Source organism: Nostoc sp. (assembly GCF_054880495.1).
The window spans coordinates 1-19862 of the sequence record NZ_JBTYKD010000285.1; the positions used below are offsets into that span (position 1 = coordinate 1).

Below are 19862 nucleotides of genomic sequence, written 5' to 3' on the forward strand. Positions count from 1 at the left end.
ATATAGAAGCAAAATATAAGGATGAAATTCAGCCGGAAACGACACTAAAGATAAATCCAAATGAAACCCATCAAATTTTTAGCATCTGCCTGTAGATATTGCCGTCATTACCAGCCAGAGGGTCGCCGTGGCGGAATGTGCCAGCAGTTGGGGGCACCAGTTAAAGCAAGTTGGAAAGCTTGCTCTTTGGCACTCCCACCTTTTGCACCTTCTTGGGAAACCTTGGAAGATGCCTGGATTTTGCCAGACGCAGCCCCAGTTTTAACATCTTCTCAATCTCTAGCCTCAGATTTAGACAATACTGCTCTTGCCTCTGTAGAGGAAACAATTCCCTCTATCTTTGAACAGGTAAAGACTAAAGCAGGGGTTATTTAGTCATTCATTATTACTGGACTGAGTTTGTAGTCTGCTTAAAATAAGATTTTTTTTAAGATTTTTCGTGCTGTAAAAGTTGACATTTATAGGACTTACGCAAAATTCTCTCAAAAACCTGATTTGTCGTAGCGGTAATTCATGTAGCTTTAGCTTCCCGCAGGGTATTACCGCTACTTCGGAACTTTTTTGCGTAAATCCTGATTTACAAAAATCGCACCCTTTAGTAAGGTGCGATTTTTGTAATTCTAAGGCAACCAAGGAAAAGAGCGGAAATCTGGTGGGCGCTTTTCGAGAAAGGCTTGTTTGCCTTCAGACCCCTCTTCTGTCATGTAATAGAGTAGGGTGGCATTGCCAGCGAGTTCTTGTAAACCAGCTTGTCCGTCACAATCAGCATTGAAGGCGGCTTTGAGACACCGAATTGCGATCGGACTTTTTTCTAAAATCTCCTGCGCCCATTGAATACCTTCGGCTTCTAGTTGTTCCACTGGAACGACGCAATTAATTAAGCCCATTTCTAGAGCTTGTTGTGCATCATATTGGCGGCAGAGAAACCAAATTTCTCTGGCTTTTTTTTGTCCGACGATGCGGGCGAGATAGCTGGCTCCAAAACCGCCGTCGAAACTGCCGACTTTGGGGCCAGTCTGTCCGAAAATGGCGTTATCGGCAGCGATGGTAAGGTCGCAAATCAAGTGTAGGACATGTCCACCACCGATCGCATATCCAGCCACTAAAGCAATCACCACTTTCGGCATGGAACGAATCAGGCGTTGTAAGTCTAGGACATTCAAGCGGGGGATGCCAGTTTCGTCTACATAACCCCCATGTCCCCGCACACTTTGATCGCCACCAGAACAGAAAGCATATTTGCCATCAGTGTGTGGGCCATAACCCGTAAATAAGACAACACCAATAGTAGTATCTTCACGAGCATCAGAGAAAGCATCGTAGAGTTCAAAGACAGTTTTGGGACGAAAAGCATTGCGTTTGTGGGGGCGGTTGATGGTGATTTTCGCAATGCCATCGTTTTTTTGATACAGAATATCTTCGTAAGTTTTGGCAGTTTGCCAGTTAATTTGCATTGGTATGGAGTGCGCTGTTGTGCTTGAGAATTTTATCGCGGTCTTAGGGACAAGCGATCGCCACAATTAAAACAACCCTCCTAACAATCCCATTTGCCATAAAACACAGCCGATCGCCGCCCCCCATCCCGCCGCAGGCATGGCAAACTAGCTAAACCGCGTCTATCTTGAAACCTGTAGTTCTTCGGCGATCAAAAGGATTTGCCCTCATCCCCCAACCCCTTCTCCCAGATTTGGGATTCGGGGAGCCAGAATTTCAAAGTCCCTCTCCCATATCTGGGAGAGGGATTTAGGGTGAGGGCATAAAACTACGGTTCTCAACCTAGATGAGGTTTAAAAGCCTTGAAAAGCATACCCAGCATTTCGGCTTTTCTGTCAATACGTAAGTTTTAGAATATTTATTTTAATTAGAATTCTGTATTTGGAATCTTCATTGAATACACTGTACTATGTTCATTTAACTTTTTTTTAACTTATTCTTAAATTACTATTAAAATACGGCAAGTTAATCAATTTTTTGTCTGTTTTTGAACCTTGACAAGGTAAGTGTGCTGATGCTCAAGACTCACGACCCTACACAAATTCTGATAATGTTAATTGGGGGTTCGACCCTGCTTATCTATGGTGTGAAACAACTTACCGATGCAATGGAGCGGGTATTGGGTTCACGTCTGCGGCTGACGATGATGACGCTGGCGAAACGGCCAATGGTAGCTTTTGTGTCAGGTATAATCGTAACGATGCTAACCCAAAGCTCCACAGCAACTGCCTCGGTGATGGTGGGACTAGTCAGCGCCCAGTTAGTGCCATTAGCAACAGCAGCGATCATCCTACAGGGATCTGCTGTTGGTTCTACATTGGTAGTACAACTGCTGGCTTTCCACATCACTGACTATGCACAAGAGTTTCTGGGTTTAGCGGCAGCATTTGCTTTGTTGATCCGACGCAAGACTCTGCGGGATCTTGGGCGTGGCGTATTCAGTTTTGGATTGGTGTTGCAGGGTTTGGCGATGATTGACGCCAGTAGTGCCTCCATTGCTGATAGTTCCATTACGAATGAGATTATGAAGGTACTTTCCCAGTCTCCTCTGGTGTTGATACTACTAGGGGTGCTGCTGGCAGCTGTGTTTGTCTCCAGCATCGCAGCGATTGGAATCGTAATGGTGCTGGCTGGGGCACATGCCCTCCCACTGGAAGCTGCTCTGGCAGTAACACTAGGTGCCAATATCGGCACAACACTGATGCCCTTATTCACTGCATTCAACCAAGGCAGCGTCGTCGCACGCCGACTAGGATTCATCTATGTTGGCACCAGGCTGGCTGGGGGTGTATTGGTGTTGGTATTGCTGAATCCCTTGGCGGTATTATTGACTCGTCTGCTGCCCAATCCATCAACACAAATAGCATTGGCACACCTGGGATTCAACTTGATCCTGGCGATCGTTTTTGTCCCACTAGCAAATTCACTTGCAAACTTCGCTACCAGACTGCTACCAGAACCTGAGGCAGAAAAGAAACTGAGTGTGCGCTATCTTGATCCCAATGCTTTGACATTACCTGCCGTCGCACTCGGTCAAGCAATGCGCGAAATTCTGCGGATGGCAGATTTGGCAACAGAGATGCTACAGCTTAGTATTCAGGCGTTTGAAGAGGGAGTGAAAGATTTGCCTAAACAAATTGGAGTACTCGATAACCAGCTTGACGATCTGGAAACTGCTATCAAGCATTACCTAATTCAACTTGATGAGGAATTGCTGACGGAGGAACAGTCGCAACGGGAGTTAACATTGCTTCATATCAGTACGGAGTTAGAGGCAATTGGCGACATCATTGATCGACAAATCATGCGATTAGCTAGACGCAAACGACGCAAGCAAATTGCTTTTTCTCCGCAAGAGTGGAACGACATTGTTGCTTATCACGGCGATGTGCTGGCACTGCTGCAACAAACACTGACAGGGCTGGCTGCACAAGATCCAACTATCGCAGATGCAGTCTTGTCCCAGCGCCAGTCGCTCAACCAAATTAAGCGGGAAATTTATCTCCGGCATCTTCAGCATCTGAGTTCAGGAGATTCTGTGAGTCTTAATGCCAGTTCCATTCATTTGGAGATGGTTAATGCCATAAGTCGTATTCTCTCCCATACCTGTAGTATTGCTCGTGTTATTCAGGAAGAGTTGTCAGTTGTTGACAGGTTTGAGCCGAAGGAAAAGCGATCGCCTTCCAACCCCGATTATCTAACTTCAGAACTCGAAACTTGGGCTTCAAAACCCGGCTGACAACTAAGATTTTTTCTTCTATAGACTTTCTGGCTTCTTCTATCTGTCTTTTTAGTTGTCTTTCGCTCCAACCTGCGCGTAGTGCTTCCGTTTCATAAAATTCTCTCGCTTTCAAGTCCTGAACTGAAAGAAGACGAACATAATGCGACCAGGGTAAAGGAAATTTTTGAGCTAAAGTAGATAAATTAGATTCCGCAGACAGTGTTTGCGAAATTTGCCATTCCAGATAAAAACGACGCATTATAGCAATCGCCAAAGCCGTTAGGACAGTTGGTGGGAAACGCCCCTTCAACACCGTACTTTGTGATTTTATTGCTGTCCTAAGCTACCTGTCCGTTGCTATAACTCTAAATTACGCTCAGAAAAACCTTTGCTAAATCTGGCTGTTAAGTCTTCTGAAAGTCTTTTTATGACTGCTGCTCCATATTCTGCTCGCTTCTCTCCACGCTGTTCAAGTTCTACAATCCGTCGCCCAATTTCCCAGTAAGTAGCTGTCATGATTGCATTGACTGAACGAGCAGCTGCACGACGAGATGATTCTAAGAGTTTGATTAAATCAGTTAAAGTGTTTTCGTACTCGTTAATCATGATGTCTTTCTCAACTGCAATTTTCTGTTTTAAAAATTAATATATTCTATTGTGTCATTTTACGACTATCAAATAACTATAGCAATCCTATTTGATTTGTGAAAATCACAAGATTCAGATCCCCGACTTCTTAAAGAAGTCGGGGATCTTGTTTCTTACGAATGATTCAAGATTGCTATTTTATGCAGAGACGCAATTTTACTCCCATCTCTACAATGTGTTTGCATGGTTTTATTCTGCGTTCACAAATTCCAAATATCCATTGCTAAGTTCTTTCACCGCCAAATCATAAAATTGTTTACCGTGTTCAGGCGTTGCTAAAGCCGGATTTGATCCCATGCGTCCATCTGGATAACGCACTCGAAAGTCAGCTGCACTATAAATCCTGTGTCCGCTTGCAACTTCTGGTGAAAGGGGTGCTTGCTTAATCGCCTGTGGATAAACGTACTGCGTCAGGGCTATTTCACTTGGGGTTGCATGAGAACCTTCTTGATCCCCATATAATTCTTTAGCTAGCTTATATACAGAACCGCACATAAACCAGTTTGCCACTTGACATTGTATTTGTTGAGCATTGGCAATCTGCAAATCTTCTAAGTGAGCGTAAGTTTCTGAGAAAGCAGCTTTGAGAGTGGCGATGTTTCCACCGTGTCCGTTAATAAAGTAGAACTTGCTAAAACCAGCTTTGCCTAAACAAGTTACATAATCTCGCACTACTTGAATTAAAGTGCTGGGACGCAGACTGATTGTGCCAGGAAAGGAAGTATGATGCAGTGCCATCCCCACATTGATTGTAGGGCCAACGATCGCTTGGGTTGCATCACCTACACCACGAGCGATCGCTTCTGCACAAATGGCATCAGTGCCAATTAACCCCGTTGGCCCATGTTGTTCTGTGGAACCAATAGGGAAAATAATCCCCTTTGACTGCTGTAAATAAGCTTCGACTTCTTGCCAAGTACTTAAATGCAGTAACATTTTTAATGATTTTCCTCAATAAAGTTGCGGTGGAACGAAACTTTTTTCTGCTAAACAGCATTTTCTGTAATTAAACTCCCACTAATACGATTATCAACTCTAATGCTTTAAAGTGGCCGCGATCGCACAAGATCCCCGACTTCATAAAAGTTGTCGGGGATCTATTTCTGCCATCACTTTTGGCTATTGACTATTCAAAGTAATAATGCTTCTTTACGTCCCTTGTAATTTCCCATGTGCAGGACATACCAGCGGGAAAAATCACTAAATCGCCTTTACTCATATCTTGCACCTCAGCGTATAATCCCAGAAAAAGTAAAAAGATGTGCGATAAAGCTACCTAATTTTTATTGGCTTTTATCGATAAATCAATACTTTTACTTTTTTACTGAGTAATAAAATCACATCAATTTTTGTTGGTGCAAGATGTGAGTTTACCCATTTGCACTGGCTGTCCACCATCAGGAGTAACAACTACATCACCTGCCAAAAAGTAGCAAGTTTCTTGAGAATCATAAGCCCAAGGGAATTTTGAGACTTCCTTTTGCCAAATTTCCCATTTATAGACACCCAATTCATTGAGACGTTCTTGACTGGGTTGATGCTCAATTTTAATTTCCATATTGTGTTTTCTCTAGTTATGTTCAGCAATAAGATTGAATATCCTCTCCACACTGATCTACTAGATAACACAAAGCGCGAAAACGCAAGTAAACAAGTTCGTTATAAAGCGGATTCAGCTTACACATTGGCGGAATGTGGCCTATTTTGCGACCAAAAAGCATAATATCACGCTCGAATGGACACTGAGCAGGAATCAGTTTAGCAATAAATTTGGCTAATTTGCGATTCTGAATCTCAATTTTGTCGAGCCATTGACGTAATGGTTGCAGTAAATCTAATTTAGGTTGAGGAAATTGCTTTTTACTACCTGCTTGATTTTTTGGTTCTAAAGGGTTAATAAAAGCAGGGAGAAAAATACGCTGATTCTTTGTTTTAAGCATAGTTGTAGGCAAGGTTTTCCTTGTGTAGATGAATTATTTGTAGATTAGGAATATTACCATGTAATCTGTCGGGTCAATTTGCATTGTGCTTGTAAATTAAGAAGCAAAGTAGCAGAGTGCAAATAATTTACATGGATCTTTGGGGGGAGAAATGGTTTAACTAATTGTTATTTAAACCCACCAAATCATCAATAACTGTCCCACTAAATACAAAATAACAAAGAAAATATAAAAATTTTATTTCTTTAACTTATAAATTTCTAATCTTGAAGATAGCAATCTTATATATTAGATATAAATGCTTGGTTCTGAAACTGCCTAGTATCTAGAGATATAGTTTATGATAAACAAACATAGTTTTGTTCTGACCTCATATACATTTTGCTAGGATTAGCCCCTAATATCCCTGGATTTTAGCGTATTGAATATCCACAAATTTGTCTTATATACTACACAAGCTAACCTAGATATTATCTAATCAGCGGCTTTGACCTCTCATTTACAGCGATGGACTTACCGCAACTCACTGGTTTACCCCTTATACCATTTCACTAAAACCCAGATACATATAGATTTCGCCTAGGGGCACGGCATTGCCCATTGGTGTCAACTTCAGAAAAAATCTGCTTTGAGAAGACGTTTTGCCCTCATCCCCTAACCCCGAATCCCAAGTTGGGATTCGGGGAACTAGAGAATTTGCTCCCCTCTCCCAAAATTGGGAGAGGGGTTGGGGGTGAGGGTGAAACCTCGAAAGCATGCCTTGCCTAACTTCTACGTTAAGTTGACACCAATGGGCATTGCCGTGCCCCTACCAAAGTATTTGTATCATAATTAAAGTCAAACAGTATTAGTTGTCGTAGCTTTCCGGAGTGAATCAGCTATGGTTGTTTTCTGTAAAATATTTGTCTGATCAGGCAACACCTGTATCTAATCATGAAAAACTTATTTTTTAAAATATCTCAAGTCGTTCCAATCTGGATATTTGCTGATATATTCTACATTCTGCTGCTCTAATTTTGACAGCAATTTAGGTGAAAATGCTTTTGATAAATGGTAAATATAAACGTTTTGTTCTTTTGCCAGAAGTGCTATATTGGCTCTTGACCTCACCGAGTACAAACTATGCTTAAGCCCACAGGACAGCAAAGTAAAGGTGTTGTACTCAGTAGTAGAGGACAGTCAGGGGAAGCAGGGGGAGTGGGCAGATGAACAAAAATACTGGGCAAGGTGGTGTTTTTTCCCTGCTTAAAGGCGTACCTCTAAGTTACATTCTGGTGGCGTTGTTTGTGCTGCAAATCTCCCTAGCTGTGGGATTGACTGCATATTTATCAATCAGCAACGGGCAAAAAGCAGTCTATGAGGTAGCTAGCGAATTGCGTCGTGAAGTTGCCAATGGAGTCCAGCAGAATTTACAAACTTATCTGTCAACCCCGCGTCAGGTACTACGCAGTAATCAAAATATCATTGATATGGGGTTGCTGAAGATCGAGAATCTTGCAACCTGGGAGCCATATTTAATCGAGCAGTTAAAGATTTTTCCAGATGCGTTGGCGTTAACGGCAAGCAATGAACAGCAAGAATACTTAGCGGTGGAGAAGCTCAACGATCGCCAATTTTTGCTCAGAAAAGCCTCTAAGTCAACTGGGTACGATCTCTACACCTACAGAATTGACTCTCAAGGTCAACGTACCCAACTACCAGAGGTGGTCAAAAACTATGATGCGCGATCGCGTCCTGATTATCAAGCAGCAGTTAACGCCAGAAAATTCAGCTTTAGTCAGATTTTTGTACCCCTGACTGAACCAACACTCTTGATTAGTGCTTCTCTTCCTATCTATAACTCCCAAGGTGAGTTACTCGGAGTCAACAGCACTCTGACTCACTTATCAGAAATTGGGGATTTGCTGCAAAATATCAAAGTTGGCAAGTCTGGGCAGATTTTTATTATCGAGCGATCGGGGCTATTAGTCGCAAGTTCTACAACAGAAGAAGCATTTCGCTTACAAAATGGTAAACCGATTAGGTTGGCAGCTTCCCAGAGCGGAAATTCTTTGACTCAAGCAACTGCTAAATATTTAGCAACTAAATTTAGTAACTTTGAATCTGGTCAAAGTTTACAGCAACTAGATTTTTCTTTTGACGGCAAACGTCAATTTTTAGAAGTTAGACAGTTACAAGGCGAACCAAATATCAACTGGTTGATTGTAGTAGCTGTCCCAGAAGCAGACTTTATAGGACAAATTGATCGCAACATTCAAACCACAATTTTTGTCTGTCTGGGAGCATTGGGATTAGCTACTATATTGGGGATTGTCACCGCCCGTTGGATAACTCAGCCAATTTTGGACTTCAGCAGGGCGACAAAAGATTTAGCTGATTTTACTAATGGTAAAGATTCAGTAGTGAAAGTACAGGGAATTAAGGAACTAGATGTGCTGGGTGAATCTTTCAACGAGATGGCGCAGCAGTTACGCAAAACCTTTACTGGACTGACTACGAAAAATGAAGAGTTAGAACTGCAAGTTAAGCAGCAAACTCAAGAATTACAGCAAGAGATTCAAGAACGCATCAACAGTGAGCAAAAACTAAGCCAGCATAGTCGGGTACTGGCAGAACTGGCAAATCACAAAGCGGTTTTTGAAGGAAATCTAGAAACAGCATTCAAAGTTATCACCGAAAAAGCAGCCAATGCTTTAGAAGTAGAGCGAGTAGGTGTGTGGTTATTCAATAGTAAGACCGACGGTGGGCTGCGCCAACGCACCAAACTACAATGTATAAATCTCTATGAACGTAGCAAGCAGAGACATTCGGCAGGTTTAGAACGCAACCTTGCAGATTATCCGATCTACTTTAAAGCTCTGGCGGCTGCGCGTACCATCACCGTTACTGACACTCGCACCGATCCCAGAGTACAAGAATTATGGAATGAACTGCTAGAACCAAATAACATTGTATCCCTAATTGATACTGACCTTTGGGTTGGGGGCGAAGTGGTGGGAACAGTATTGTATGAGCAGATTGGTATTAAGAGGACATGGGAACTGAGTGAGCAAAACTTTGTTAGCTCAATCGCGCAATTTGTCGCCCTGACTTTAGAAGTATGCGATCGCAAACGGGCAGAATCCGCTTTAAGTGAGGCTAAAGAAGTGGCCGAAATGGCAAATCGTGCCAAAAGCATCTTTTTAAAAAACATTAGCGATGAACTGAGAACTCCCTTAAACTCCATTCTTGAAATCACACAGTCGCTCCAAGATGGAGTCTACAGCCTTCTGAGTGAAGAACAGCGCCAGTCTCTAAATATCCTCGAATCTAGTGGTAAGAACCTACTAGAATTAATTAAGCAGATCCTTGACCTTACCGACATTGAATCCAGCAAAATAGAACTGCAACTAGCTACTACTTCGATTCGGGGATTATGTGACTCCAGCCTAAGTTTTGTCAAACATCTGGCGTTCCAGAAAAATATCGACCTGAGTATACAAATACCGGAAGAACTCGAACCAATTCAAGTTGATGAACGCCGCATTCGCCAAGTATTTATCAACCTGTTGACTAACGCGATCAAGTTTACTAAAGAAGGAGGCAAAGTCTGGATTGAAGTTCAGCCAAATTCCACAAATAAATATATCTTTTTCAGTGTGGTAGATACGGGTATTGGTATGCTTTCCGATGACCTTTTCAAATTATTTCAACCTTTTATGCAAGTTGAAAATTCCTCTACGGGACGTTCTACAGGCACCGGTTTAGGATTAGTGATGGTACAAAAAATTGTCGAGTTGCACGGTGGGACTGTCCATGCTGAAAGTCAGTTAGGGAAAGGTAGTCGATTTACAGTCAAACTTCCTTGGAAAAAGGTGGGGGAGTAGGCTTGCCGTGAGCGTAGCCGAATGGGAGTGGAGAATTAATTATTACAGTAGTTTTCATGTTTGGTGAAACAATATAGCCCTACTTACAGCTATTTTCAGGTAAATAGACCACGCGGTAGGGGCACAGCATTGCTGTGCCCCTACGACAGATGTGGTTCAAATACATGAAAACTGCTGTAATTATTCGTGAACAACGAGATCCCCGACTTCTTAGAGAAGTCGGGGATTTGAGTCTTGCGATTTTCACAAATAAAATAGGATTGCTATACATCCTTTCCACATTTGCTATCATATCAAAAAAATGGCAGCAGAAATAATATTCTATTGCCAGTTTTTCAGCGCTTATAACTCTAAATTGTTGTCTGGTTTCACGCAAATTTACTTGCTGCTGCAAACCGGTTGTTAATCTCATCCCAATTAACCACATTCCACCAAGCATTTAAATAATCGGGGCGGCGATTCTGGTAATTTAGATAATATGCATGTTCCCATACATCATTACCCAGGATGGGATATTTGCCTTCACTTAAGGGACTATCTTGGTTAGCTGTAGTTGTGACTTCCAACTTGCCACCTTTGTTACGCACTAGCCAAACCCAACCACTACCAAAACGGGCAGCACCAGCTTCGTTAAACTGTTTTTTGAAAGCTGCAAAAGAGCCAAAATTTTGATTAATCGCGGTGGCTATACTTCCTGTTGGTTCTCCCCCACCTTTCGGCTTCATAATTTTCCAGAACATTGAGTGGTTGACATGACCACCGCCATTATTGCGTACTACTTTGCGGATATCTTCTGGCACATTGTCAAGTTTTTGCAACAGTTCTTCAACACTTTTGCCCTTGAGTTCTGGGTGTTTGTCTAAGGCAGCATTCAGGTTTTTCACATAAGTTGCATGGTGTTTATCATGGTGAAACTGCATCGTTTTAGCATCGATGTGTGGTTCCAGTGCTTCGTAGGCGTAAGCTAAAGGCGGTAGTTGGATAGCACCTGTTGTATTTGCTGTTGTATTTGCTGTTGTGTCGGCAGTTGCAGTGTTTCCGTTAGGAGATTTATCTGCCAATGCACAAGCATCTAATGCAAAAGTACCCGCACCTGCTGTAAGTAAGAACAAGAAATGGCGTCGATTAATAGTCATATAAGTTTTTGCAGTAAATCCATTAAGTTTCTATTGCAGTTATTATTTTCTTAGATTCTGGCTACAAAAAATTGGGAATTGATGATTATTTATGGCAGTTTAAGAAACTTTCTTAGATTTGTAATATTAAGTACTAACATTCAAAACTTTATGTATTTTTACTTAAACTATCTTTTTACAACTAATCATAGGTTCGCACCCAGGGCAAACGCATCTAAAGTACTCTTGATCACGACCAAGATTAAGACCCAACGAAAAATCAGTATTTCTGGCCTGATTTATTTTCCAAGGCTCAAAGCGATCGCTAAAATCTTTGTCAATAAGCAGGGATTAATGAGATTATTTTTGAGTCTATTGAGAATATACTAGTCTTATTGACATGATGCGGCCGCCCTGGGTTCGCACCCAACCACCAAAAATAAACCCCATCGCCACAAGAGGCGCTAGGGGGTGTTAAGGGAATTATGGGGTGATTAGGTGGTTAATTGAGTTCTTCATATAATCCAGCCTCTTTTAGCGTTTCCTGTAGCTTGTGATATGTGGCTAGGGACGGGTGAGAGAGTGAGATAGGTTTAGACTGTTGTTTACCTTCCACTGGATTTTTAGAGTGCTTCTCTGTACGTTGTCTAATACGGTTGCGGTCTAGTTCATCAAAATGATTAATAACATCGTTCGCTATCATCTCATCAACTTTTTCACACATTAGTTGAAAATTTAAAGTGCCATCGTCATTTAAAAATTAAATTATTACAATTACAGGATTACAGAATAATATGCATTCAGCTCTTCCTCCTCATATATATCCCGAAGGTAGATAGTCATCTCATTATCATAGAATAATGCCCAACCATTGTTAGGTGTAAAAGCTATACTGCTTAATTCTCCACCATTTGCATATATGTTCTTGATTGTAGTACTAACCTGTTGTGGAATATTTGTACTCCAAACAGCATTAATTTGGTTGTTATAGATAATAATCCATCCCCCATTGTTAGTGAATGTTATATTGTTAATAGTTTGGCTTGCTTTATTTATATCAACTATCTTATTAGAAAGTGCCTGTGGAATGTTACTGTAAAAATAACCATTACTGCCATAGATAATTACCCAACCTCCATACGGTGTAAATGCAACACTACTTATCGTGAGTTTTTGTTTATTTATTTGTAAAAGTTTATTAGTAACGTCTTGTGGAAAACTCGTACTCTTATAAAAACCGTTACCGTTATAGATAACTATCCACTGACCCGAAGGTGTAAATACAATACTATTTATAGTTTCATGTTGTTTATTTATCGCGCTCAGAGCATTGAGAAGTTCTTGTGGAAAAAAAGACGTCTCATAACCATAGTTATTATATATTATTCCGAAACCTCCATTAGGAGCAAACACAACATTATTGATAGTACTACCTTGCTTACTTATTGTCTGAATATCGGTCTGTGCAAGGGAAGGGATATTTGTGTAAATATAATCAGCCTTAACCTGTGAAGAACTTAAGCCAATAGTAGATAAAATGCCTATTGCTATTGATGCGTTTGCAAAAAACCTAGCAGTCCCTCTGGAAATGTGGTGTACTAAAAAAATATTTGCCATATTACTCTGTTTGTAGATAGAAGTTCTCACTGCTGTAACCTGAAAATTAAAAGTTAACGGGGTGTAGGGGTGAAAGGTGAAAGTAAATCGGCATGGACGCGCCAAGTTCTTACTCAGCAAGAGATACACCAAATTTTCGCTATTGGGTTAACAAATGGCCGCGATGGCTACGCCCGCCGCAGGCATCGCACGACGCAAGGGCAAGGTCAGAGTTACGGTCAAAAATTGGATTAACGGCGCTGTGGTGATGATTCTGGATGCGATCGCTAACCTATCCCTCGCCACGAATTACAGCGATTGCCCCTACACCCCGTCACAGCGATCGCACACAAAACAATTATATTTTACACTCCGAAGCGCTTATAATATTCTGTCCCCAGTTTTGGGATCAAATATAAACAAATGATTTAAATCGAGTTGTAGAGAAAGGCGATCGCCTGGACGCAAACGCACATCAGAGCCTACCTGAATATTCAACACCACCGCCGAACCAAGTAAACCAGCCCGAATTAAAGTTTCCCTCCCCAAAGGTTCCACCAGTTTAACTTCAACTGATAACAGTCCTGAGTTTTGAGTACTCAGTTCTGAGTCAGTGTTAATTTTTATATGCTCTGGTCGAATCCCCAAATCAAAACTGTATCCCTGACGCAACTGTAATTTTTCCTTCATAGCTGCTGGAATTGCTAATAACTGTCCACTCACATTAAAACCGTTATTTTGATAGATTACAGGCAAAATATTCATTGGCGGACTGCCTAAAAAACTTGCCACCATCTGATTAATGGGACTTGCATAAATAGTTTGGGGATCGCCGATTTGTTGAATCCGCCCGCGATTTAGCACGACAATTTTATCAGCCAAAGTCATCGCTTCAACTTGATCGTGAGTGACGTAAATAGTTGTAATGCCTAATTCTTGATGTAGCTGTTTCAATTCTGCCCTTGTATCATCGCGCAATTGGGCATCTAAATTAGATAAAGGTTCATCAAGTAAAAATACTTGTGGTTCACGAGCGATCGCTCTCCCTAATGCTACCCGTTGTTGCTGTCCCCCAGAAAGTTGTTTGGGTTTACGATCCAGCAGGTTATCCAGAGAAAGCGATCGCGCTACATTCATCACCCGTTCTTGAATGATTTTCCGATCAACCTGACGCATTTGCAAGCCAAAGCCGATGTTTTGCGCCACGCTCATGTGAGGATAGAGAGCGTAGTTTTGGAACACCATCGCCACATCCCGTTGTCTGGCTGGAATATTATTCACCAAGCGATCGCCAATAAAGAGTTTACCAGATGTGGCAGTTTCTAAACCCGCGATCGTTCGCAAAATTGTAGACTTACCACAACCCGATGGCCCAACTAAAACCCAAAACTCACCATCAGGAATTTCAAAGGTAATGTCCTCAATCGCGGTGACGTTATTGAATCTACGCTTAATGTCTTCTAAACGAACGTTTGCCATTATCTGATTTGATATTTTGAGTTTAGGTTCTGCGGCACTTCCAACTCAGTATTAGGGGCTTTTATTTGTCCCCTCTGAGGAACTGTGAGGCTGCTTTTTAAGTGCAGAAACTTGGTTTTCCTGCACAATTATAATCAGAAATCTTAGAGCCTCATTGACAGCATCGGCATTAGAAAAAACCTCTGCAACATCAGGTTCTAAACGAATTGTTGTCTTACCAAAGCTCTTGCGTTCATGGCCGAACTTTCTGACCTTTAGGCTGTTTAAGTCATACTCTGATCGCAGATCATCTTCCATTTCTGGCTTACGCTCCTCATTATCAGAGTGGTCTGGATCATAGAAGTCAACATAGAGCGGATCATCGAAAACAGTTTTGGCTTCTTCAAATGAAACCTGATGTTTTAAAAGATTTATTGCCGCTTTGTTTTCGTCCCACTCAAACTTCATGGAATTATCAAATCACTACCTTTTGAATACCTACAACTTCTGGTATTTTTTCATTTTGTTTCTAAACAAAGTTCAATTACTTCTTTCATATTAGCCATCAACTCATCAATTGTTTCTCCCTGACTGTAACAGGCTTTTAACTGAGGGACTTCTCCAACATAGTAACCATCTTCATCCCGTTCAATGATCACGTAGAATTCTCGGTTGTTGGGATTGATCATAATCTATTTGTACGTAGGCTCAAAATCATTTTTCTGGATTATTCGACCAAGCTGGGTGAGAGAGTAAAGAAGCAAAAACTCGTACCCCCCGAAGTTGATTAGAGAGGGGTAAGTGACCTCTAGGCGCACTCAAATTCCAGGTAAACTCGTTAGGGTATCGCGTCCAGATGTTACCTGCTTTCCAGCCAATTTTCGGCCAGAAATTCTCCCAATTTTTACCCAAACTTAACCAGATTTCTCGCTGGACTGAAAAGCCAAATTTACCTTCGGAGTGGACTAACCAGAGGTTATTAATGGTTTGCAAGTCAACAGCCGAGGTATTTTCTACCTCACTAAAATACAACCATTTTCGTTGTACAGCCGTTGGTCCTGATAGTTCACACATCTTTTCGATCGTCACGCGATCGGCTGCTTGGAAGTCTTGAACAGCTAATAGCTGTTGCAAAGAATTGTAGTTAATCCCGGACTCTGATTTTAGAGGTACAATTCCTTCAGGAAAACAAGAGCGCAAAAATTCTTTAGCTTGAGGTGCATCAGAGTTGTAGAGGACTTGGTAAGCTTTGCCATCAACCCAAGTCGCTGGTTTCTCACGTCGTTTCAGTAAAAATTCCATCAACACGTCTAATCCTTCATTACCCAACTCAGCTAGCTGTGGGATTATCTGCTGTTGGACTTTTTCAGACCCAGCGATTAACGGTCGTCGGAGGGAGTCAATGTCATTAGCAGGGCTTGATAAAATCATTGGGTCTGTCATGCCATTCTCGTGTTAGCGGTCAGTGAAAAAGTGGTAAGCTATTGGGCTTCTCCAAGGTGAAGCACTGATAGCGAAAAGTAGTTTACTATTTTTGAGCGTACAAAATTGCGATCGCTTCACTGAATCCCACACTTAATCCCCAAATAATGTACAAGGGAAATAGGGGGAAAATCTGCGCCTGATAACTTGGTAAACAAAAGACATAGTAAAATATGCAAGCTTTGCCACATAAAGATTTTTTGACTAGCAGCGTATCCATTAGGAGTGTGTGAACTATGTACCACAAGATTACCCCCCCCGCAACCGGAGCAAAAATCACCTTCAAAAATGGTGAACCAATCGTACCGGACAATCCAATTATCCCCTTTATTCGCGGTGACGGCACAGGTATAGATATTTGGCCTGCTACCCAAAAAGTGCTAGATGCTGCGGTAGCCAAAGCATATAAAGGTCAGCGTCAAATTAGTTGGTTCAAGGTTTACGCTGGGGATGAAGCCTGCGATTTATACGGTACTTATCAGTATTTACCTCAAGATACTCTCACGGCAATTGAAGAATATGGTATAGCGATTAAAGGACCTTTGACTACTCCCATCGGGGGGGGATTTCGTTCTTTAAATGTGGCGCTGCGGCAAATTTTTGACTTGTATGCCTGCGTGCGTCCTTGCCGTTACTATGCAGGTACGCCCTCACCCCACAAAAATCCTGAAAAGCTGGATGTAATTGTTTATCGAGAGAATACGGAAGATATTTATTTAGGAATTGAGTGGCGACAAGGTAGCGAAATCGGCGATCGCTTAATTAAAATTATCAATGAAGAACTGATCCCCGCCACTCCAGAACATGGGAAAAAACGAATTCCTCTTGATTCTGGTATTGGCATCAAACCGATCAGCAAAACTGGTTCCCAGCGTCTAGTTAGACGTGCGATCAAACACGCCTTGCTATTGCCCAAACACAAGCAACAGGTAACTTTGGTGCATAAGGGCAACATTATGAAGTACACCGAAGGCGCTTTCCGCGATTGGGGTTATGAATTAGCAATTAGCGAATTTCGGCAAGAAACTGTCACTGAACGGGAATCTTGGATTTTGAGTAATAAGGAAAAAAATCCGAATATTTCCTTAGAAGAAAACGCCCGCCAGATTGATCCGGGATTTGATAGTCTCACCGAAGAGAGAAAAGCGGAAATTGTCAAGGAAGTTGAAACTATTCTTAACTCAATTTGGGCAACCCACGGCGATGGTAAATGGAAAGATAAAGTTTTGGTGAATGACCGGATTGCTGACAGTATTTTTCAACAAATCCAAACTAGACCGGATGAGTATTCCATTCTGGCGACGATGAATTTGAACGGCGATTACTTATCTGATGCCGCCGCCGCCATTGTTGGGGGATTGGGAATGGGTCCAGGGGCAAATATTGGTGATTCTAGTGCCATATTTGAGGCTACCCACGGCACTGCACCCAAACACGCCGGTTTAGATCGTATTAATCCTGGTTCACTGATTTTGTCTGGGGTGATGATGTTAGAATTTTTGGGTTGGCAAGAAGCCGCAGACTTAGTTAAGAAAGGTTTAAGCGATGCGATCGCAAATAGTCAAGTCACCTACGATTTAGCCCGGTTGCTAGAACCGCCAGTTGAACCCTTAAAATGTTCGGAATTTGCCGAGGCAATTATTCAGCATTTTGGATGAACTATCTCTAGCTGGCTTGTCTGCGACACGCTGCACGAACTCCTAAGCTAGAGGTTTCTACATCCTCTAGCTCGTATTAACGTAGCAGTTGTAAACTACCCGCCACTGACCTGAGTACAGGTACAGTGGGGGCTTTCAGAAGCCCTAGAAATATCAAATAAGCTTATGTTGCACGTACTCAGTTTTTCTCCCACGACCAATCCGAGTACAGATTTGGTGGGGGACTCCTTGCTATGGAAGTTGACATTTTTGGAGGAAGGTTCCAGAACCACCCACAAGGGGTGGTTCCCCCTTCTTGATGCTTTCTTTGCCCTAGTTGCTTCATACTTCCCCTATGAGCGCGGGCGTGTGAAGAGAGTAGCAGCATAATTAAGGTATTTCCCAAAATTATTGAGTATGAGTTACTGGATGGGGACATGGAAACGATGAAGTTGCGATCACATATTGGGGCAGATGGGATATTGCAAATCCATACACCCACTGATTTAAAAGATACTTCTGTTGAGGTAGTGGTAGTTATACAGCCGTTAGCTGATGCAGAAGTTGTAACATCTGAGGAAGCGAAACCACAATATAACGCTTGGGGAAAACCCACAACAAAACAATCAATCAGAAATACAATTACCAGGATGCAACAACTGCGGCGAGAAGTAGCATTGGATAAAACGTCAATCCGCTCCATGATTGAGGAGGGGCGAAGATTTTAATGCAGTTTGTTTTGGATTGTTCTGTAGCAATTAGCTGGTGTTTGGTGGATGAAAATAACCCTACTGCAAATGCCATACTAGCAATAATGCCGGATGCTGAAGCATTTGTACCGGGAATCTGGTCACTGGAGATTGCTAATGTTCTACTGGTGGCTGAACGGCGTAACTGCATAACTCAAGAACAATCTGAGGAAGCTATTACTTTGTTACAGTCACTATTAATCCAGGTTGATATTGCTACAGATGCAAACGCATTGGGTGCAACGCTGATGCTAGGGCGACAGGAAGGTTTAGCAGCTTATGACGCAGCTTATTTAGAATTAGTATTGCGGTTGAGATTGCCATTGACAACAATTGATACTCAGTTAGCAAAAGCGGCTACAAGGTGTCGAGTGGATTTAGTCATTGCCGATGAGGAAAAGTCTTCTTAAGGGTTCTTGTAGCCACAGTTTTGCATCACCAAGATAAAATAATAATCTCTGCGTCTTTAGACCAGGGAGTGTCAATTATACTACTTGCTTTAGCTGTGATTTTGCTAAATGATGAGGTGCGATCGCTCCATTTTCTGTAATGATGGCTGTAATCAACTCAGCCGGAGTCACATCAAAAGCTGGGTTGTAAAAATCTACACCCGCAGGTGTGAGAATGGTATCACCAACTTGATAAATTTCTGTTGGTTCGCGTTCTTCAATGGGAATTTTGCTGCCATCGGCTAATTCAAAATCAACGGTAGAAAGGGGTGCCGCCACAAAGAAAGGTATATTATGTGCTCTAGCTGCGATCGCAACACTATATGTACCAATCTTATTGGCAGTGTCACCATTAGCAGCAATTCGATCAGCACCCACAACTACAGCATGAATCAATCCCTGTTTCATGCAATGGGCTGCCATATTATCAGTAATTAATGTCACGGGAATACCTTCTTGAACACATTCCCAAGTCGTGAGTTTTGCGCCTTGTAAGCGGGGACGGGTTTCGTCGGCAAACAAACGCTCTAAACGTCCTTCCCTCCAAGCAGAACGCACAACACCCAAAGCAGTGCCATAACCAGCAGTAGCTAATGCTCCAGCGTTACAGTGAGTAAGCAACGTCAGCTTTTCTGGGGTAGTGGGCAAGACTGCCAAACCATTGTCGCCGATCGCCTGACAGGTTTGCAAATCTTCAATATTGATTGCTTGGGCTGTTTGGAAAAGGGTTTGCTTAATCTCTTCTACTGTTCCCAGCGTTTCGTAGGCGACTGTCATCATTCGGCTAATTGCCCAAAATAAATTCACCGCCGTCGGCCGAGTAGAACGCAACAACTGGGCTACTTTATCTAAGTGTTGCAAAAATTCGTGGCGATCGCTTGTGGCAATTTCCCTCGCACCAAGATACATTCCATAGCCCGCAGCCACACCGATTGCAGGCGCACCTCGCACAATCATCGTTTTAATCGCCCGTGCCATATCTTCACTGCGATGAATTTCCACAAATGTATATTCGTTGGGTAAGCGGGTTTGATCAATTAATGACACCGAGTTGTTGTGCCAAATAACCGGATAAACTTGGTTTGGAGAATTTGTGATCATAATTATTACTAAATTACAGCAATTTTCAGGTAAATAGACCACAGTGGTTGAACCAACCGAAGGCATCATCTTCGGTAATATAATTTACAGCGTCAGCCATAGCTTG

General features: G+C 42.1%; 21 protein-coding genes and 2 pseudogenes. 7 read left to right on the forward strand and 16 right to left on the reverse strand.

All coding sequences use genetic code 11. The annotated features are described in order from the left end of the window. Positions 1–60 precede the first annotated feature (60 nt). A complete protein-coding gene (locus tag ACYTXL_RS24985; protein WP_461927059.1) occupies positions 61–375 on the forward strand; it encodes a hypothetical protein in 315 nt (104 codons plus the stop codon). Between the two features lie 245 nt (positions 376–620). Here the strand turns inward: ACYTXL_RS24985 and menB are convergent, their stop codons facing one another. Then, positions 621–1454, reverse strand: a complete 834-nt coding sequence (gene menB, locus ACYTXL_RS24990) for a 1,4-dihydroxy-2-naphthoyl-CoA synthase (protein WP_461927060.1) — start codon at positions 1452–1454, stop codon at positions 621–623. A gap of 527 nt (positions 1455–1981) precedes the next feature. Here menB and ACYTXL_RS24995 point away from each other — a divergent pair. After that, complete coding sequence (locus tag ACYTXL_RS24995; RefSeq protein WP_461927061.1) at positions 1982–3733, forward strand: Na/Pi cotransporter family protein; 1752 nt, start codon at positions 1982–1984, stop codon at positions 3731–3733. Here the strand turns inward: ACYTXL_RS24995 and ACYTXL_RS25000 are convergent. From ACYTXL_RS25000 to ACYTXL_RS25025, 6 genes and pseudogenes are all read right to left on the reverse strand, one after another. Continuing rightward, entirely contained in the window at positions 3618–3974 is a 357-nt protein-coding gene (locus ACYTXL_RS25000) for a DUF1016 N-terminal domain-containing protein (protein ID WP_461927068.1), read from the reverse strand. The two genes, ACYTXL_RS24995 and ACYTXL_RS25000, sit on opposite strands and share 116 nt — an antisense overlap. 98 nt (positions 3975–4072) lie before the next feature. Continuing rightward, positions 4073–4321 carry a DUF1016 N-terminal domain-containing protein gene (locus tag ACYTXL_RS25005; RefSeq protein WP_461927062.1) on the reverse strand — a complete coding sequence of 83 codons (249 nt, stop codon included), beginning with the start codon at positions 4319–4321 and terminating at the stop codon, positions 4073–4075. 231 nt (positions 4322–4552) lie between these two features. Continuing rightward, positions 4553–5299 carry a creatininase family protein gene (locus tag ACYTXL_RS25010; RefSeq protein WP_461927063.1) on the reverse strand — a complete coding sequence of 249 codons (747 nt, stop codon included), beginning with the start codon at positions 5297–5299 and terminating at the stop codon, positions 4553–4555. Positions 5300–5489: 190 nt separating this feature from the next. After that, the gene (locus tag ACYTXL_RS25015) at positions 5490–5582 is read right to left on the reverse strand and encodes a cupin domain-containing protein (RefSeq protein ID WP_461927064.1); all 93 of its coding nucleotides are present in this window, start codon (positions 5580–5582) and stop codon (positions 5490–5492) included. A gap of 150 nt (positions 5583–5732) precedes the next feature. Then, positions 5733–5921 (reverse strand): annotated as a pseudogene (locus tag ACYTXL_RS25020) (cupin domain-containing protein); the annotation flags it as partial. Between the two features lie 22 nt (positions 5922–5943). Further along, complete coding sequence (locus ACYTXL_RS25025) at positions 5944–6303, reverse strand: Mo-dependent nitrogenase C-terminal domain-containing protein (RefSeq protein ID WP_292805064.1); 360 nt, start codon at positions 6301–6303, stop codon at positions 5944–5946. Positions 6304–7508: 1205 nt separating this feature from the next. Here ACYTXL_RS25025 and ACYTXL_RS25030 point away from each other — a divergent pair. Then, positions 7509–10169, forward strand: coding sequence for a sensor histidine kinase (locus tag ACYTXL_RS25030; protein ID WP_461921606.1), 2661 nt, complete (start codon positions 7509–7511; stop codon positions 10167–10169). A gap of 368 nt (positions 10170–10537) precedes the next feature. Here the strand turns inward: ACYTXL_RS25030 and ACYTXL_RS25035 are convergent, their stop codons facing one another. The 3 genes from ACYTXL_RS25035 to ACYTXL_RS25045 form a co-directional block, all read right to left on the reverse strand. Further along, positions 10538–11305, reverse strand: a complete 768-nt coding sequence (locus ACYTXL_RS25035; RefSeq protein ID WP_461921607.1) for a superoxide dismutase — start codon at positions 11303–11305, stop codon at positions 10538–10540. Positions 11306–11786: 481 nt separating this feature from the next. After that, the gene (locus ACYTXL_RS25040; RefSeq protein WP_461921608.1) at positions 11787–11987 is read right to left on the reverse strand and encodes a hypothetical protein; all 201 of its coding nucleotides are present in this window, start codon (positions 11985–11987) and stop codon (positions 11787–11789) included. A 71-nt stretch (positions 11988–12058) separates the two neighbouring features. Beyond that, positions 12059–12931: a hypothetical protein gene (locus ACYTXL_RS25045; RefSeq protein ID WP_461927065.1), complete on the reverse strand. Its 873-nt coding sequence runs from the start codon at positions 12929–12931 to the stop codon at positions 12059–12061. Positions 12932–12970: 39 nt separating this feature from the next. On the opposite strand from ACYTXL_RS25045, the gene ACYTXL_RS25050 reads away from it, so the two are divergent. Further along, positions 12971–13135, forward strand: a complete 165-nt coding sequence (locus ACYTXL_RS25050; RefSeq protein ID WP_461927066.1) for a hypothetical protein — start codon at positions 12971–12973, stop codon at positions 13133–13135. A 126-nt stretch (positions 13136–13261) separates the two neighbouring features. On the opposite strand, the gene ACYTXL_RS25055 is transcribed toward ACYTXL_RS25050, so the two are convergent. The 5 genes and pseudogenes from ACYTXL_RS25055 to ACYTXL_RS25075 all read right to left on the reverse strand — a co-directional run bounded on the left by ACYTXL_RS25055 (position 13262) and on the right by ACYTXL_RS25075 (position 16040). Then, positions 13262–14359, reverse strand: a complete 1098-nt coding sequence (locus ACYTXL_RS25055) for an ABC transporter ATP-binding protein (protein WP_461921611.1) — start codon at positions 14357–14359, stop codon at positions 13262–13264. Positions 14360–14410: 51 nt separating this feature from the next. Continuing rightward, positions 14411–14806, reverse strand: a complete 396-nt coding sequence (locus ACYTXL_RS25060) for a BrnT family toxin (protein ID WP_461921612.1) — start codon at positions 14804–14806, stop codon at positions 14411–14413. 7 nt (positions 14807–14813) lie between these two features. Further along, positions 14814–15027 (reverse strand): annotated as a pseudogene (locus tag ACYTXL_RS25065) (type II toxin-antitoxin system HicB family antitoxin). A gap of 25 nt (positions 15028–15052) precedes the next feature. Further along, positions 15053–15781 (reverse strand): GUN4 N-terminal ARM-like repeat domain-containing protein, encoded by a 729-nt coding sequence (locus tag ACYTXL_RS25070; protein WP_461921613.1) that lies wholly within the window; start codon positions 15779–15781, stop codon positions 15053–15055. Positions 15782–15866: 85 nt separating this feature from the next. Further along, a complete protein-coding gene (locus tag ACYTXL_RS25075) occupies positions 15867–16040 on the reverse strand; it encodes a hypothetical protein (RefSeq protein ID WP_461927067.1) in 174 nt (57 codons plus the stop codon). Positions 16041–16056: 16 nt separating this feature from the next. Here ACYTXL_RS25075 and ACYTXL_RS25080 point away from each other — a divergent pair, with 16 nt between their 5' ends. The 3 genes from ACYTXL_RS25080 (at position 16057) to ACYTXL_RS25090 (ending at position 18616) form a co-directional block, all read left to right on the forward strand. After that, positions 16057–17478 (forward strand): NADP-dependent isocitrate dehydrogenase, encoded by a 1422-nt coding sequence (locus ACYTXL_RS25080; protein ID WP_461921614.1) that lies wholly within the window; start codon positions 16057–16059, stop codon positions 17476–17478. A gap of 416 nt (positions 17479–17894) precedes the next feature. Beyond that, positions 17895–18185 carry a hypothetical protein gene (locus ACYTXL_RS25085; protein WP_461921615.1) on the forward strand — a complete coding sequence of 97 codons (291 nt, stop codon included), beginning with the start codon at positions 17895–17897 and terminating at the stop codon, positions 18183–18185. Then, the gene (locus tag ACYTXL_RS25090) at positions 18185–18616 is read left to right on the forward strand and encodes a type II toxin-antitoxin system VapC family toxin (protein WP_461921616.1); all 432 of its coding nucleotides are present in this window, start codon (positions 18185–18187) and stop codon (positions 18614–18616) included. The genes ACYTXL_RS25085 and ACYTXL_RS25090 overlap by 1 nt, the downstream gene beginning before the upstream one ends. A gap of 75 nt (positions 18617–18691) precedes the next feature. Here ACYTXL_RS25090 and mtnA read toward each other — a convergent pair whose 3' ends face one another. Beyond that, positions 18692–19756: an S-methyl-5-thioribose-1-phosphate isomerase gene (mtnA, locus tag ACYTXL_RS25095; RefSeq protein ID WP_461921617.1), complete on the reverse strand. Its 1065-nt coding sequence runs from the start codon at positions 19754–19756 to the stop codon at positions 18692–18694. Positions 19757–19862: the final 106 nt, after the last annotated feature.